The sequence below is a fragment of the Bacillus sp. N1(2025) genome (assembly GCF_053470005.1).
The window spans coordinates 28,858-45,810 of sequence record NZ_JBLTJB010000014.1; the positions used below are offsets into that span (position 1 = coordinate 28,858).

Here is a 16,953-nt window from a genome sequence, read left to right on the forward strand (position 1 = left end):
AAATCTATAGATGAAAACAGTTATTCAAGATACAGCTGATGTTTATTTCAGAAGAAAATCTGATGGTCAGCTTGTATTCACAGCAGAAGCACAAACAGCTTCATTCTCCCAAGCCATCTCCGAAGACAAGCTTCGTGGTGGTATCGGGAATAAACCACTCTATATCTTGAAGTCTGAAAAAGAAATCAATCTTACTGTCAAGAATGCATTTTTCGACCTTGAATGGTTGGCAATGACACAAGGTGAAACAATTGAAGAAGAAGCAAAAGTTCAGGTTTTTGACCGTGAACATGGTCTAATTGTTGATGACAAAAATACGGTTACTCTTAAAGGTAAACCGGTAAGTGATATAACCTTCTTCAACAAAAAAGGATTAACTTATAAGACGCCTGTATCTACAGATGGCACATACTTAATCCCCAATGGATTTGCTGGTAAAAAAGAAAAGTTAACAGCCGTATATCAGATTAACAAAATCGGCAGACGGCTCGCTATTAAAGCAAGTAAATTCTCTGAGCGATATGAAGTTGAGTACCGTACAATTGCGTATAACCCTGATACCGAAGAGGTCTATAGCGATATCTATATTCAATTCCCTAACGTATCCCCTTCAGGTGAGTTTGAAATGTCTCTCGAAAACGGTAATGCATTAGCTCCAGAAATTAAATTTGAAGCACTGGCCGACACTGACACAGACGAAATGGCTGTTGTTATTGAAGCGAGCAGAGATGATAATGTAGCCACTCCAGATCCTGACCCTGACACAGAAACTCAAACTAAATCCGTAGACGTTGGCAATTAATTTTACAGGAGTGATTTTTAATGGCAGCAAAACTTAATGATTTCGATGGTGTAAAATCTTCAGCTAGAGATGATGGAAACGGTAGCTTAGTAACTGACATTCATCTCAAATCACAAGAAAAGCCTCTACAAGTTGACTTCCCTCAAGCTGGTTTAGATGCTATCAAAGGCATCCAAGTACAATCCCCTTCCGTGACCTTGAATGAAAGAGATCCCGGTTTCTCCTCTTTTAAAACGGATAAATTCACTGTTACTTCAACAGCTCAAAAAGTTACCGCAGGTATCACTGACAGAACAGCACTTACTATTTATCCACCTGCAGAAGGCACGATTTACATTGGAAACTCTACTGTAACTGCTGATACAGGTATCCCATTGACAGCCGGCGACAAACCTTTCTCGGTGCCTGTTGCTACCGGCAAAACACTTTATGTATATGTGATTAATGACGGTACTGACAGAGACGTAAGAGTATTTGAAGCTAAATAAATTGAGGGGATCTTTCCCCTCTCCTTTTTAAATAAAAGTCAGTTTTTAAACAGACTTAGGAGGTGGAGTTGTTGACAGAAACCGATGAAAATATTTTAAAAACCATTCCAGATAAAGCAACCTTTACATTCCACGAAGCAACAACTGCCCCGTCTGAAGGTGAAGAATTTGTAGTATCACATTATCGGGATATTACTGTTAAGATCTCTGGTTCCTCAACTTCAAGAGAAATAAAATTCTTTGCCGTAGATGAAAATGGTGAAAAGACAGAAATTGCTGGAACAAACAAAACTGATTTTCAATTAGGTACGGGCACATTGAATACAAATGAAAACTGGGATTTCGATATTGCGGGGCTTTTCAAATTCATGGTTGAGGTCATTTCCGTAAATGGAGATGTTACGGTTAAAGGAATTGCGGTGAGTTAATGAGCAGCAGTAAATTTGTAGGTCAGCTCAAACAAAACAATATACAAATCAATAACCTTAAAGATCAATTTTTCAGAACTGAATCTCATATGTCTGATCATGAAAAACGTTTATCCGATAAGGTCGATGAGTTCATGGAAAAGCAAAATTCGGAATTAAAGTCGCATACTCAGAATACAGAAAACCCGCACAAAGTGACTAAAGAGCAAGTCGGATTATCAAATGTACTTAATGAAGAGCAAGCCACAAAAGTTGCTTTTGATGACCATCTTAATGATAAGAAAAATCCTCATGCAGTTACTAAAAGCCAAGTTGGTTTGTCTAAGGTTGATAATGTTCAACAAGCAGCAAAAATTGATTTTGACGCTCACGATGCAGACCTCGATCGACATATCACAAAGGATGAGCGCAGTTATTGGAACAGCTCTGATGAAAGGTCAAAGTCTTTCTTAGCTGAACATACTAACGATCAATCAAACCCACACAAGGTTACTGCTGAACAGGTTGGACTTGGGAATGTAGACAATGTAAAACAAGCTAATAAAAGTGACTTTGATAATCATCTGAATGACACTAATGTTCATATCAACAAATCTGATCGAGATAGATGGGACGCTGCTCAACTTTTCAAACTCACTGCCGATGATGGGAAAGTATTCTACAAAGGTAGCTCCGAAAAAACGGAGTACAATGATTTGATTAACACTGGATTTTATTTAATCGCAAACCAGGGGCTTCACTCCCCTGCCAACTTATCCAATGTCTATTTAGCTGTCATGAACTATGGAACTACAATTGCACAATTTGCATTAGAAGCGTATTACGGAACACATACTTATTTCCGTTTTAGAAAAAGTGATTCAACTTGGACTTCATGGCAAACACACGAAACGACTGACGGAGCACAAGCTAGAGCTACTACCGCACTCAACTCAGCGAAAGCCTACACCGATGCCCACGAAGCAAAAACTGATATTCACGTTACTTTAGATGACAAAGCTAGATGGAGTGGTACATCAGGTTCTTGGAACCCAGTTACACTTATTAATGGAGCTACACAATACTCCACTTACCCTTTCAAATTCTCAAGTGTAAACAATGTGTTATGGCTAAGAGGATCTTTCGGGACATTGCCGGCCATTGGAACTGCAGTTGCTAAATTCTCAACCAAGCCAACACAGCTGGTGGATTTTGTAGTACCCACAATTGGATCATATGGAACAGCGAGATTTGCCTTCACAACAGATGGAGATTTACGTTTTGATGGATTGTACGCTAATGACATTAACAGTGTTTCCAGAGTTTCATTTAATATAGGAATTCCTTTATGGTAGTAGGTGAAAATATTATGCATGTTCTTTATTACGATGAGAACTTTATGTACGCTGGAGAAGACTTCATTGAAGGCGATGCTCTTCCTCCAAATAGTACAACTGCTGTCCCAGACCCCACAATAATCTTGCCCAAATATGATCCCAAGAAAAATAAATGGATTGAATCAGCAACTGAAGAATACAAGGATAGTGTTAAACCAAGCATCCCTGAACCTAACGATTTTGAAATAATAGGACAGACCCTATCCCAACTCCGCTTAAGCTTGTTACAAGTCAACAAAACAATAAGCACAATGTTAAAAGATATTGCTGATCTAAAGGGAGGTTCATAAAATAACTACATACAATTATTGGGTTAATGCCCTGAGTCGAAAATGGGCAACCGTCGATCAAGTCAAAGAAGCTTACCAGGAATTCAACGATGTGACAAAAGAAGAGCTCCAATTAGGAGTAAAGAATGGTTTAGTCACTTTAGAAGAGTACAAAGAAATCACTGGCGAAGACTACGAAGAAGCAGACACAGAATAAAATACAAGTTTTATTTAGACACCTCTCCCCTATTGAGGTGTCTTTTTTAATGTGTGCAGAGGATATATAAGGAGGAAATGAGATGGCATCGAAAAAATTAAATCTTGGGTTGATTGAAGAAAGTGTAAGTAAATATGACAAGAAAGAACGAGTACAACTTACTGATGACGTTCATGTTTTTATTTACCCTTACTTCTCCCCTACCCGCTTGACCAAAATGCTTACTGAATTTATTACGGATCAAGAAGAGGCAAAAGAAGCAAGAATTAAGTTTGAAGATATTAATCCTGTTCAATGGGGATTCTTTTCATTAATTAAGGAATTTACAGAATTGGGTATTCCAAGTGATATTAAAAACAAAGTTAAGTGGTTTGTTAAACTTGTGGACTCTGAATTTTTCCCTTTGATTATTAACAGCTTTCCCGAAGAAAGTATGAAGAAATTTGGAAAAGCAACAAAGATGATGCAAGAGAATTTAGACAAACTTTCAAATATGTCTCAGGAAGAAATAAATAACCTCATCCTTAATAAAGTCGATGAGATTGAAAATGAACAAGAGGCTGAATAATGGCCAAGAATATAAAAGAAATAGCAGCACTAATTGAATTTGCCGCGAAGCAAGCCGTACAAAAACAATCAAGCACAAAAAATACAATGATTAAAACTGGTCAAGAGCATGTGCAATCTGATGTATATGAGGAATACGATCCCCTTGAATATGAACGTACATCTCTTTTGAAGGACTCCTTTGTCGTTCAAAACGAATCTAACGGAATTTCATTAGACAATACCCGTGAAGACAACGGTAAGGATGTTGCCACGGTTGTTGAGACTGGTCAAGGATACACGTATCCAGATAAATACGGTTATGGTTACGGAAAACCTCGCCCAGTCATGAAGAATACTGCTGAATCCTTAAAAGATGGACGATTAGTTGCTGCTATGAAAAAAGATTTAAATGCAAATGGTATTAAAACAGAATAACGGTGGTGTATTAATGGCCAGAAAAAAGATAGCATATGCAACAAAAGAAAAGGTCAACAAAATTAACCCCAAAAATGCGGAATTAATCCGGAAGTATTTTGTCTTTAAAAACATGAACCTTTCGGAATCCAGTAAAGTTGGGTATCAATCAGATTTCAATCAATGGCTGGTATACATTTTAGAGAATTACAATAATCGGCACATTGTGGATATTATTAAAGAGGATCCTGATGATATGGTTGATTTAATTGAAGATTTTGTTGCATTCTGTACCAGTATTCTAGGCAATAATGAACGAAGAATTCAGAGACGAATGAGTAGCATTAGCTCATTCTTTTTATTTTTAAGGAAAAAACGTAAGATCAAAGAAAATCCCGTTGACTTCTTAGACAGACCTAAGGCCGGAACTGGTGAAAAACTTCAAATTAAACAGACCTTCCTAACAAAAGAACAAGTTGAAGAAATCAGAAAAGGACTTAAAAAGAAGGAAAATATTCAGTTAGAGCTCTTCTTTGAATTCGGTCTCTCCACGATGGCCAGAGCTAATGCTATAAGCAACGTTAAAGTTGAACAAATTGACTTTGAAAGACTTCGGGTGGAAGATGTCATTGAAAAAGAAGGATACAAAGTCACCCTCTTCCCTTCTCAAAGAGCTATTGATCTTGTTAAGGAATGGCTGGAATACAGATCCGAAAACGGAATTGAATGCGAATACCTTTTCATAACAAAGTACGGAGGCACATGGAAAAAAGCTGAAACCGGAACTTTACAAGGGTATTGGATAAAGAGAATCGGAGAAATAATTGATATTCCTGAATTACACTGTCATGATTTAAGGCACAGTGGTAGTAACCTTCTGTATCACAGTGGCATGAGTCTAGAGGACGTGTCTCAATTATTGAACCATAAAGGAACTGACGTAACAAAAAATCACTATCTAGAAGTAAATAAAGATGCTATTCAAGACAAGAAAGCAAAATTTGAAGTGTAAATGAAATCCCTCTTTTATGCAGAATCAAGATCCTTCAATTGAGGGGTTTTGCTTATGGATAAAATCTTAAACATATTTCCATATTTGACGATAATATGGAGAGGTGAAAAATATGAATAAGACAATACTTAAACACAATTTAGTACAGATGGATAGTCGTGACCTAATAAAATATATACAAAAGGAATTCCCCCACTCAGGCGAACCTTACTCAGAACAAAAACGCAAATTTCAAATCCTAAAATCACTTAATCCATCAGATTTAACTTTAGCTATTTCCCGTATGACTCGGATTGAAGCGTCCTTCGATCATACAAAAATGTGGACAGTTGGAAGTGTGCTCATAGGAACATGCTTACTATCTCTCAGAATTTTATTTAGGTTTAATTTGCTTTGGTATATTCTAATCGCAACATCCATTTGCCTTCTCCTACTTTTCCTTGTACGAAAAGATAGGGACATTGTTATTACTGCTACATACTTTAAAGAATTACTTGAGCAGATTAAGTCCGAAAAAGGAAAGTGACCCTCCCCTTTGTTGGTTCTACACTTTTGGAAATCATGTTATAATGTAGGAAAATAATACTGGCGGTGATTGGATGATATGGGCTATCATTCTAATTTTAGTTGTCGGCTCTTTCATTATTATTGGGGTTTTAGCATCGGACAAGCAAAAAGAAATAGATAAAAAAAGGGCAAACGAGATTGAGATGGTTGGGAACTTCCCTTCTAATTGCAAGTCGATTATTAATCCAGATAAAAATGCAAAGCTTACATTGATTGAACCGGAAGAAAAATTTATGATTCACAAATTCAATCAATATGGAACACTTGAAGAAACAATTATCCCCTTTGAAAAAATCATTGAAGCCGAGGTTTCAATTGATGATAGTACAATTACAAAAGTGTCCAAAGGAAGTCAAATAACAGGCGCTGTTGTAGGTGGATTAGCCGCAGGCAGTATTGGAGCTTTAGTTGGCGGGCTGACTTCCAATAAGACAGAAACAAAGTATTTCAAAAAAATTGATTTGAAATTAAAGCTCGATGATTTCTCCTCCCCTATTTACAGATTTGATTTCCTGCCGAGTAAAGATGAATTTGGATTAGAGAATGTTAAAGGGTTTAAACAGGATGATCCAAAAGTTAAGGATGCTTTATCAAATGCCGAAATATGGCAGGGTATTATGGAGATAGCAATACGGAAAGCAAACAAAGTCGCTCAATAATGAGTGGCTTTTTTATATGCCTTAAAAATTACTCTCTCCTATTCGAAAGGATGTGACCTATAATTGAGTCAAGATTTAAAGATCATTCTCACCCCCAAAGCTGATACTTCTTCAAAAACTGTCGAACAGTTAAATCAGCAAATTAAATCTTTAGAGAAAAAGCTTAATTCCCTTAATTTAAAGACCAATATTGATGCCTCTGCTTTAAAGACTCTCAACGACTTCTCCTCTGCGGTTGACACTTACCAAAAACATCTCAAATCCTTCAATCAAACAGTTAAAGAAACTACAACGATTACCAGAAATGCCGATGGCACTGTTGAAAAGCTGACGCAGCAATATAAGAAAAATGGCGAAATCATTCAGCGTGAAACAAAGACCATAGACAATCGCAATCAATCATTACGTGAACAAACGCAAGAAGTTAACAGGCTTGCTCAAGCGACTGAAAAACTAGGTCAGGTACAGAAAAGAACAGAACAAAAGAATTCTCAAGGACAAACAACGAGGGTTACTCAAAAGAACCGCAATGGCTTTGACGATATTACCTATACAACTGATCCAAAAACAAACGCTACTACATCTAAAGTAACAACGAATTATGATCAGCAACGAAAAGCAATTGAACAATTAAAACTGGATTTAGAAAAGCTTAGACAGCAAGGAATTGTAACTGACACCACCCTCTCTTCCCTTGGACGGAAATTAAACACTGCTCAAACAGCACAACAAATTGAAGCATTACAAAACAGAATTAAAATGCTCGATGATAAGTCTGCTGCTGTGGCGAAAAATAATGAGCTCAGAAAAACTATTGAGTTGTATCAACGCCAAGCGCAGGTAAACGTACAAAACCTTAATACACGTTACGGCGATACTATGGGTGCCGGCAATAGACAAGCTGCTCAAGATTATTTGAATGCAGTAAATAGTCTTAATGTAAGTGCCGGCGGTAATAATATCAGATCTCAAATGCAAAGCTTGAACATGCAATTTAGGGAATTGGCTTCAAATGCTCAAACAGCGTCTAGTCAAGCCTCCTCTTTTGGCACGGAGTTAACTCAAGCTTTCAAAAGTATGTCGACATATTTGATCTCCGGTTCTTTGTTCTATGGTGCTATATCTGGGCTCAAGGAAATGGTTTCTCAGGCTATTGAAATTGATACTCTAATGACAAACATCAGACGTGTGATGAATGAGCCTGATTACAAGTACAATCAGCTTCTTCAAGAGTCAATCGACTTAGGTGACACGCTTTCAAACAAGATCACTGACATTCTGCAAATGACTGGCGATTTCGGGCGTATGGGTTTCGATGAAAGTGAGCTGACCACTCTAACAAAAACCGCTCAGGTACTTCAAAACGTCTCTGACTTGACTCCTGATGACACAGTTAACACTTTAACTGCGGCAATGTTAAACTTCAATATTGCTGCGAATGATTCTATTTCAATTGCAGATAAGCTTAATGAAGTCGATAACAACTATGCTGTAACTACTCTCGACCTAGCGAATTCGATTCGAAAAGCAGGAAGTACCGCTGCCACTTTTGGCGTTGAATTAAATGATCTGATTGGGTATACTACTGCAATTGCAAGTACCACCCGTGAATCAGGAAACATTGTTGGTAACTCACTTAAAACCATTTTCGCACGTATTGGGAATAATAATAGCTCAATTAAAGCCTTAGAACAGATTGGTATTTCTGTGAAAACAGCTAGTGGTGAGGCGAAATCTGCTACTGAATTAATTAATGAGTTAGCAGAGAAATGGAATAACCTCAGCGATGCTCAAAAACAAAACACCACGATAGGTGTAGCGGGCATTTATCAGCTTTCTAGATTTAATGCCTTAATGAACAACTTTTCCATATCACAAAACGCAGCGACTACTGCGGCTAATTCCGCAGGAAGCGCTTGGAGTGAACAGCAGAAATACGCTGACAGTTTACAAGCAAGATTAAATAGGTTGTCAAATGCATTTACAGAGATGTCAGTTGCCTCAAGTGAAGCTTTCATATCAGATAGTATTGTGGTTTTTGCAGATGCACTTAAAGGTTTAATGCAAATAAGTGCTCAAATCACTAAAACAGTCGGTCTCCTTCCTCAAGTTATAGGAGCTGCTACAGCTGCAGTTATGCTTTTTAACACTTCTTTACGTACAAGTGCACTTACCTCAGGAATGGCAATGGGCGCAGCCCTTAAAAATTTAGTACTCAACTTTAATGCTGTAACTGTTGGAGTAACTGCCGCCTCTGCCAAAACAGTTGTTTGGAATAGAGCTGTAACTGCATTTAATGCATCCCTAGTTGGACTTAAAAGAGTGGCGATGACCACTGGAGCTTTCTTAGCAGGAAGTTTTCTTCCTATGGCAGCCATGGTTGGACTTGGCGTCGTTATTGAGAAGTTAATTTCTTCTTACTCTGAGTTGAAACAAGCTAGAGAAGATTTTGAACAAGCGAAAACTACAAGCATTGAAGCAATTACAACCAATAAAGATGAAACTGATAAACTGATTAGCCAATACAAAGAACTGCAAAAGGCTAAAGATGGCGGGGCTTTATCAGCCAATCAGGAGCAAGAATACCTACAAGTAACACAACAATTAGCACAAACATTCCCGAATTTGATCGCTGGTTATGATTCTCAAGGGCAAGCAATCTTAAAGAAAAACCAAGCCCTTAAGGATGCTATAAAGTACACTGAAGACCTTAGTAATCTAAACAAAAAAGACATTCAAACAGGGGCCAATAGCAACTTTAAGGAAAGCTTAAAAGACATTGATAAACTCAATGATAAGATTAAACAGTATAAGCAGGTTGCCGATTATTATAAAAACGGCAAGAGTTGGGATATTTTCTCTTCTGAAAACGACAAAAAAAATCAAGGTATTAAAGCTGAACAAGATGCACTACGTACTGAACAAGAGCTATCCAGCTCACAAGCTAAAATTAGAGAGCAAGTACAACAGACAATTGATGCCTTTAACTCAATAAAGATAAATCCGAATCTTTCAAGGGAAATATCTAACGCATTCGATAAAATTGACTTCAGCAAAATGAATGCAGATGAACTTGAGTCATTTTCAATAAATGTTTCGAAATACATGGAAAATATCCAAAAAGCTCTGCAAACGGGCAATAAAAATAATTTTGATTCCGCCTCTAAAAGCTTAGAACAGCTTGTTAATCAATATATGAGTGGCAAAGATAAAGCTAATGGTTTGGCTTTATCTTATGATGACCTTAAAACTTCCATTGACTCTACAAATGATTCAGCAAAAACTGCAAAAGTAACCTGGGATGAAAATGGTGAAGGTGTAGATGCATTAGGTGAGCAAGTCGGGAATTTATCTGACAAGCTCAAAGAAGCTAAAGGTGATTTTGAAGCAATTAAAGGAATCATCGATGAATTAGTTGAATCGAAGCAAAATGATGCTGCTATATCTGCTATTCAAAATGAAGCTTATGACACTATGTCTGACAGCATCTCCCCTTTAAATAACCTCCTTGAAAAAATGTCTGAAGGTAAAAGCATATCTGCAACAGAAGCCATGAAGCTTATTCAGAAAGAACATGATCTTGCTGATGCAATTTCAGTTGAAAATGGTGTTGTAAAAATCAACAGAAATGCAGTTGTTAAGCTTCGGGATACAAAACTCAAAGCTTACAATGATATGCAACAATCTGTAAGACAAGATCTAATTAATCAGGCTAATGCATTAAATAAAAAGATTAATATGTATAAGTCTGAAGTCAAGGCTATCAAGACTGTTCAAGACGCTTATAAAATGAAGTCTGAGCTTGAAGACAACAAGAAAAAGATATACGACGAACTAAAAAAAGGGAACAGTGGTGCGCTGCAGTTCCTACCGAAAACACAGGATGATTTAAACCAGGTCACTGATATTACCGATCAGCTTAAAGAGCTTGATAAACTAGCCGATTTGGCTTCAACTTCCTTATCTGAAACAGGAACATCTCTTGACGACCTTTCTTCTTCAAGTGATAAAGCCTCTGAGGAAATGAAAACATCTATGTACGTGGCTGATAAATACAAGGAAGCTCTGGAGAAAGTTAATGCTGAAGTCGAAAAATATAATAAGCAAGTAAACGACTATCCAAAGTATTCCCAAAGTTATCGAAATGCCCTGCAGAAAGAAATTAAAGCTCTTCAACAAAAGAAAAAACTTATGCAGGAGCAAGCCAAACTCCTCAAGGATCAAATTAAGTCAGGGAACATTTCACAATACGGTATAGTTACCTCTTCCCTTTCCTCTGGTTCATCTTCTGGTGGTTCTTATTCTTCTGGTGGCGGGTCTTACTCCGGTAAATACTCCAGCTACATTAATTCTGCCGCAAGCAAATACGGTGTTGATCCAGCTCTAATTGCAGCTGTAATCCAACAAGAATCAGGATTCAACGCAAGAGCTCGTTCTGGAGCAGGCGCAGCCGGATTAATGCAGTTGATGCCTTCCACTGCTAAAAGCTTAGGCGTAAACAATGTTTATGATCCTTATCAGAGCATTATGGGTGGCACGAAATATTTAGCCCAACAACTAAGCAAATTTGGTGGCAATGTTGAGAAAGCACTTGCTGCTTATAACGCAGGGCCTGGTAATGTAATTAAATACGGCGGCATCCCTCCTTTCAAAGAAACGCAGAATTATGTTCAGAAGATCATGTCAAACTACACCAAGTCAATGACTTCTGCTAATTCCTCCATTGCAAGCTACTACACGAAGAACAGCGCTTTTAGAATAAGTTCTAAGTATGGTGCACAAGATGGCGCTTACCGATCAACTCCACATAAAGGTATCGACTTCGCAGCAAAAGCTGGAACCGCAATTAAATCGGTTCAAAGTGGAAAAGTTCAAATTGCAGGTTATAGTAAGACTGCCGGTAACTGGGTTGCCATTCAGCAGGATGACGGAAAAGTTGCTAAGTATATGCATATGCTTGATACCCCTTCTGTTAAAGCCGGTCAAACTGTTAAAGCTGGACAGACCATTGGTAAAGTTGGCAGTACGGGTAATTCAACAGGAAATCACCTTCATCTTCAAATTGAGGAAAACGGAAAGACGGTTGACCCTGAGAAGTATTTAAAGGGTGTCGGCACATCTATTTCGGATGCATCTCAAGCTGAAGCAGAACGACAACAAGCAATAGCACAGGCTAAATCAGACCTCCTCTCTCTCCAAGGTGACATCGATTCAGTAAATGATCAGATACAAGAGCTTAGATATGAAATCGTTCAATCGAAACTCGATGAATATGACAAGCGTATTGGTGATTTTGATGTAAGAATCGCTAAAGACAAAGCACTCGCAAGTCATTATCTGAGCGACAGTAAAGAGTTCCGTAAGTATACAAATGATCAGAAAAAAGCTTTAACTGAACAGCAAAAGATTCAGAGTCAGAAGGTTTCTTTCATTGAAAAAGAAATCAAAACAAACAAAACTCTGAATTCCGCTCAAAGAGCACAGCTTGCTGAGGAATTAAAACAAGCTAAGATTGATCTCATCAATTTCCAAGAAGAAGTAAGAGAACTTCAAGGACAGCTCATCCAATCTAAAGTTGACGAAACGCTTAACGGTATAGAGAAATCAACCAAGAAAACTGAATCCAAGCTTAAAGATGTTAGCAACAAAATATCCATGACCGAGGAAGATAAAGACAAGGTTAAATATTATAGCCAACAGATTAAGCTTATTCAGCAGCAACAGAATGAAGCGAAGAAGTATATAAAACAGTTGGAAGCACAAAAGAAAGCTGCCAAAGGGTTCCCGGATATTCAGAAACAAATTACTGAAGAAATCGAGAACTGGAAAGACAAGCAGAAGGATTACAATCTGGAGCTTTACAACACAAAGAAATCAATCAAAGATGTGTACAAATCCCTTGCTGATGAAGTTGTCTCCATCTACAAAGAGATGTACGAAAAGATGCGTGATATTGAATTAAAAGCGCATCAAAAAGCTACGCAAGACTTGATTGATGAGATTGATAAAACTGATGATGAAGCTAAATTCCAAAAACAGTTAAAAGAGAAGCAAGACAGTATCCAAAAACTCACTGACCAAATTAATCAGTATTCTCTTGATGACTCAGAATTTGGCAAGTCAAAGGTTAAGGAATTGACTGAGCAGCTACAAAAGGAACAGTTAGATTTAGATGAGTTTCTTAAAGATCGTGAAAGTAGCAAACGAAAAGAAGCGTTGCAAGATCAGCTTCAAAAAGACGAAGATTCAATTAACAAGAAATATGATGATCTCGTCAATGATGAGCGTGGATTTAAGGAACTTGAGAAAAAGCTAATGGATGGGAAGATTACTGATATTGCTAAGCAACTGAATGAATTCTCTAAGTTCATTAACAGCAATATGGAGTCCATAGGAAAAAGCATCTCTAATAACCTTATCGATAAGCTTAAAGAAGCCTCTAATGCACTTAATACTGTGACCAAAGGTAATAAAACTGGAAAAAAGGTATCTTCTTTTGCATCGGGTGGATATACAGGAACAGGACTGGGCGCAGGTAAGCTCGCCTTCCTCCACGATAAAGAGCTTATTCTAAATAAAACAGATACTGAAAATATGCTTGAAACTGTAAAGCAAGTTCGTAATCTCTCTGGTAACGATTTGAACAATGAAACACCTAAATGGGGGCAAGGTGGAAAATTAGCAGCCTTGATTAACAAAGGGATTACCTCTATTCCATCAATAATTCCGAATATTAACCAATCGAGCCTATCCAATAGTTTGATACCAAACGTTAAAACCACTAACCTCCCTCCTACAGTTAACTCTACTGGCGATAAAACAGTGAATCTAACAAACAATTTCAATATTGAAAAGCTCACAGGTGGAGAAACAGGAGCTAGGACAATGTTCGAAACCATCAAGAAAGAAGTTATAAAATTAAATGGAAGTATGTAAGAGCCTGCATTATACAGGCTCTTCAGCTTGCTTTTTGATTGCTAAGGGTGGAATTTTATGATTAGAGAAAGTCAATATTTTATGTTCGATGATATCCCCTCTTATGAAATTGGAGCAGTGAATGTAAACACAGAGGGCGGACTACTGGAAGAGACATTCATAGCGAATAGAACAGTAAATGAAACATATACACGATCAGCTTCTGAGCCATATGTAGACAGTGTTAAACGTGAACCATATGAAATCCCTTTAAACTTTTACATAGAAGATCATTTAGATGAGGAAAATATTCGAAGAGTGGCACGTTGGCTAAACGTAGAAGATTACAAACCTCTTTCATTCAGTAGTAATTTAGATATCATTTATTTTGCTTTGCCAGTGAACGCAACAGATTTGGTACACAACTGCTCTAATGATGGATATGTGAAGCTGACAATGAAAGTATTTCCTTATAGGTATGGACGAGAAACAACTACACATTGGTATGACATATCATCAGGCTCTAATAATATAGAAATTAAAAATATAGGGGATTTAGATATCCCACTCTCACTTGAATTCAAAAAGATCGGTGATGGAGACATCACAATTGAAAACTTGACAGCTTATAAAGAACCTCTAAAATTCACATCAATTAAACATCAGGAAGTTATTAATGTAGATGCCAATAAAGAGCTGATCACCTCCAGTGTTACTGGGTATGAGTGTTATGATCAAGTCAATGAGCAGTATGTTTTTTTAACAAGAGGGATAAACAGAGTTAAAATAACGGGCGAATGCTATATCCGGTTTATATACAGATATAAGTATTTGTAAGGGGATGTTTTATTGATTTACGATTTTAAACCAGGCCATCTCAAACTTTCTTTAGCAAAACCAAATAAAAAGAAAGTCGCTAATATAGTAGATTTCTCTAACGCCTCTCTAAATTTGAATTTTGTTGAACTTCACGATCTAACTTTTAATATCCCACTTAAAGCAAGATATAATTTCAAGATGAAGTCAAACCATGTGGCAGAGCTCATAAAAGGCTGGTATCTCATTAAGGCAGAGTTCTTAAACAGAGTTGAATGGTTTGTAATAACCGGATTGACAAAGTCAGAAAATGAGGAACAAACAATACAAGTTAGAGCTCAAGGGCTTCCCTACATTCTTCATAAAAGCAAAATCAAATCATATGAAGGCATCTCTAAAAATCTGTTGGAAGTTGCCACAGATTGTCTTAAAGGAACTTGCTTTACTGTAGACTTTATTGACCCCTCTTTTAATGAAAAACGCCGCTCATTTGATGTTACCTCTACCCGATATGAGTTTTTAAAGAACATTGGAGAAACTTTCGAGGCTGTGCCTATATTTGATACTGTGAACAACACAGTATCATTTTATAAAAAAGAAACTGTGTCCAAGTATAAAGGTGTCCAATTCTCTCCTAAAAGATTCATGATTGATATGGAAGATACCATTGATATTGATGAAGTTGTAACACGATTAGACATTACCGGTAAAGATGGAATTGTTATTAATTCAGTCAACCCTACTGGACAGAGTTACTTGGATGATTTCTCTTATTTCCTCTACCCTTTTGAACGTGATGAAAAGAGAAATGTAATTAAGCATAGTGATTACATGGATGATGATTTGTGCCATGCAATTTTAGATTACAATGAACTTGTAAATAAAGAAGGCTCTTCTTTTCACCTCCTTTTAAATCAGAAAAAAGATCTGGAAGCAACAAAAACCACACAGGAGAATGCCCTCTTCACCCTAGAAAAAATTGAATTACAACAAATCTTAGATAAGATCACAGTAGCAAAAAAAGCTGGAGATGACACGAAAGACCTTATCAAGCAAAGAGATGCCAAACAACTTGAAGTTACATCAAAGAAAGCTGAAATATCCACCACTGTCAATCAGATTTCCAAGATAACTGAAGAAATAGCAGTGTTAAAAGATCGGTTGTCTATGGATAAGTTTCTCGGTGAAAAGCTAATGAAAAAGTTGTCTTATTTTATCCGTCAAGAAGATTGGTCTAATGACAACATTTTTGATGAAACAGAGTTGTATGAAAAATGCCTTGAGGAACTTGGAGAGAAAAATACACCTCCGGTAGACATCAGAACAAACATTGTGAACTTATTTACTGTCAACAAAGAAAAGGATTTTTGGGATAGAATTTACCTGGGAGATGTAATCAGATTAGTTAATGACGATTTTAGAACTGATGTCAAAGCAACACTTACAGGAATGAATTTTGATTTTGAGCAGCAAAGTATACAAGTAACACTCTCGAATGGAAAAAGAGCTACTACGATAGAACAAGACTTTGCACGCTCATTGTATACTGCTAAGAAAGCATCAACTGAATTCAATAAGAAAAAGATTGATTATGATACCCTACTGACCAATTACAATGCACGAAATGATCGTATATCTGCACCCGTTGCAAACCCAACTATCCGAAATGACGGGACTGCTATAACTCATGTTGTAAATGATAATGGATCTGTAGATGTATCAATTGAATGGGATTTTCCAGACTCCGGTGAGGATAAATACAATATCGATGGTTTTCTTATCCATTGCTACTCTGACACATCAGATGATACCTATCTTTTTGGTTCAAAGATGTCAGCTGAACAATATTTATCAGTTAGTTATGATAAACGAATTGCAACATTAACCGGTCAAGTTTCAAATAAACACTATACATTTGGAGTCCAAGCCTATCGCACAGTAGAGACATCCATTGATAGCAGTGGTCGAATACTATCTGATATTGTACAGCCTAAATTCCCTTCAGAAAACCCCTACCTCCCTTCTTCTACAGTAGAAGTTAAAGGCAAGCTAAATGGCTCGAAATACACTGTCTCCTCAACTGAACCTGAAGAACCTGAAGCAAACGATTTATGGACTAATACGGTTACCGGCGTTGTTTCATCTTACGACGGAGAAAAATGGGTTTCCAGTGATCAAAAAACAGCTGAGCTTGTTGAAACCACAGCCGCACAAGTTGACACTAAGCTCTCCGACTATGATAGTCGTGTTCAAAACATTGAACTCAATAACCTTTTGGTCAATCCTCTGAAATGGAAAGGCGGAAATGTCTCTGCATTTGGTCGTAAATATTATTCTGATGTAAGTAATGACTCAACTGTTTTAAACTTAAACACAGTCACGATTCCTATCCTTATTAATGCAGTAGATGCTTCAGATTCAAATCCAACTGTTGTTGACTA

13 protein-coding genes and 1 pseudogene are annotated in these 16,953 nt (G+C 37.2%); all 14 read left to right on the forward strand.

What is annotated here, in order from left to right:
* Window positions 1-10: 10 nt before the first annotated feature.
* On the forward strand, window positions 11-802 hold the full coding sequence (locus ACNFN4_RS20585) for a hypothetical protein (RefSeq protein ID WP_115997302.1): 792 nt from the start codon (window positions 11-13) through the stop codon (window positions 800-802).
* Between the two features lie 20 nt (window positions 803-822).
* Window positions 823-1,290: a hypothetical protein gene (locus ACNFN4_RS20590; protein WP_115997301.1), complete on the forward strand. Its 468-nt coding sequence runs from the start codon at window positions 823-825 to the stop codon at window positions 1,288-1,290.
* 71 nt (window positions 1,291-1,361) lie between these two features.
* Window positions 1,362-1,718, forward strand: coding sequence for a hypothetical protein (locus ACNFN4_RS20595; RefSeq protein WP_022553073.1), 357 nt, complete (start codon window positions 1,362-1,364; stop codon window positions 1,716-1,718).
* Window positions 1,718-3,052 (forward strand): pyocin knob domain-containing protein, encoded by a 1,335-nt coding sequence (locus tag ACNFN4_RS20600; RefSeq protein WP_265971885.1) that lies wholly within the window; start codon window positions 1,718-1,720, stop codon window positions 3,050-3,052. The genes ACNFN4_RS20595 and ACNFN4_RS20600 overlap by 1 nt, the downstream gene beginning before the upstream one ends.
* Window positions 3,046-3,384, forward strand: coding sequence for a hypothetical protein (locus tag ACNFN4_RS20605; protein ID WP_265971887.1), 339 nt, complete (start codon window positions 3,046-3,048; stop codon window positions 3,382-3,384). The genes ACNFN4_RS20600 and ACNFN4_RS20605 overlap by 7 nt, the downstream gene beginning before the upstream one ends.
* Before the next feature lie 31 nt (window positions 3,385-3,415).
* Entirely contained in the window at window positions 3,416-3,580 is a 165-nt protein-coding gene (locus ACNFN4_RS20610; protein ID WP_202109960.1) for an XkdX family protein, read from the forward strand.
* A gap of 82 nt (window positions 3,581-3,662) precedes the next feature.
* Window positions 3,663-4,148: a hypothetical protein gene (locus ACNFN4_RS20615; protein ID WP_021493614.1), complete on the forward strand. Its 486-nt coding sequence runs from the start codon at window positions 3,663-3,665 to the stop codon at window positions 4,146-4,148.
* A complete protein-coding gene (locus ACNFN4_RS20620) occupies window positions 4,148-4,564 on the forward strand; it encodes a hypothetical protein (RefSeq protein WP_224988291.1) in 417 nt (138 codons plus the stop codon). The genes ACNFN4_RS20615 and ACNFN4_RS20620 overlap by 1 nt, the downstream gene beginning before the upstream one ends.
* 13 nt (window positions 4,565-4,577) lie before the next feature.
* Window positions 4,578-5,555 (forward strand): tyrosine-type recombinase/integrase, encoded by a 978-nt coding sequence (locus tag ACNFN4_RS20625; RefSeq protein WP_448200447.1) that lies wholly within the window; start codon window positions 4,578-4,580, stop codon window positions 5,553-5,555.
* 112 nt (window positions 5,556-5,667) lie between these two features.
* Window positions 5,668-6,081, forward strand: coding sequence for a hypothetical protein (locus tag ACNFN4_RS20630; protein ID WP_423734298.1), 414 nt, complete (start codon window positions 5,668-5,670; stop codon window positions 6,079-6,081).
* Window positions 6,082-6,154: 73 nt separating this feature from the next.
* Window positions 6,155-6,781, forward strand: coding sequence for a hypothetical protein (locus ACNFN4_RS20635; protein ID WP_276123432.1), 627 nt, complete (start codon window positions 6,155-6,157; stop codon window positions 6,779-6,781).
* Between the two features lie 63 nt (window positions 6,782-6,844).
* Entirely contained in the window at window positions 6,845-13,717 is a 6,873-nt protein-coding gene (locus tag ACNFN4_RS20640) for a phage tail tape measure protein (RefSeq protein ID WP_448200448.1), read from the forward strand.
* Between the two features lie 57 nt (window positions 13,718-13,774).
* Window positions 13,775-14,533 (forward strand): phage tail domain-containing protein, encoded by a 759-nt coding sequence (locus ACNFN4_RS20645; protein ID WP_062623498.1) that lies wholly within the window; start codon window positions 13,775-13,777, stop codon window positions 14,531-14,533.
* Between the two features lie 12 nt (window positions 14,534-14,545).
* Window positions 14,546-16,685: pseudogene (locus tag ACNFN4_RS20650) on the forward strand (DUF7359 domain-containing protein); the annotation flags it as partial.
* Window positions 16,686-16,953: the final 268 nt, after the last annotated feature.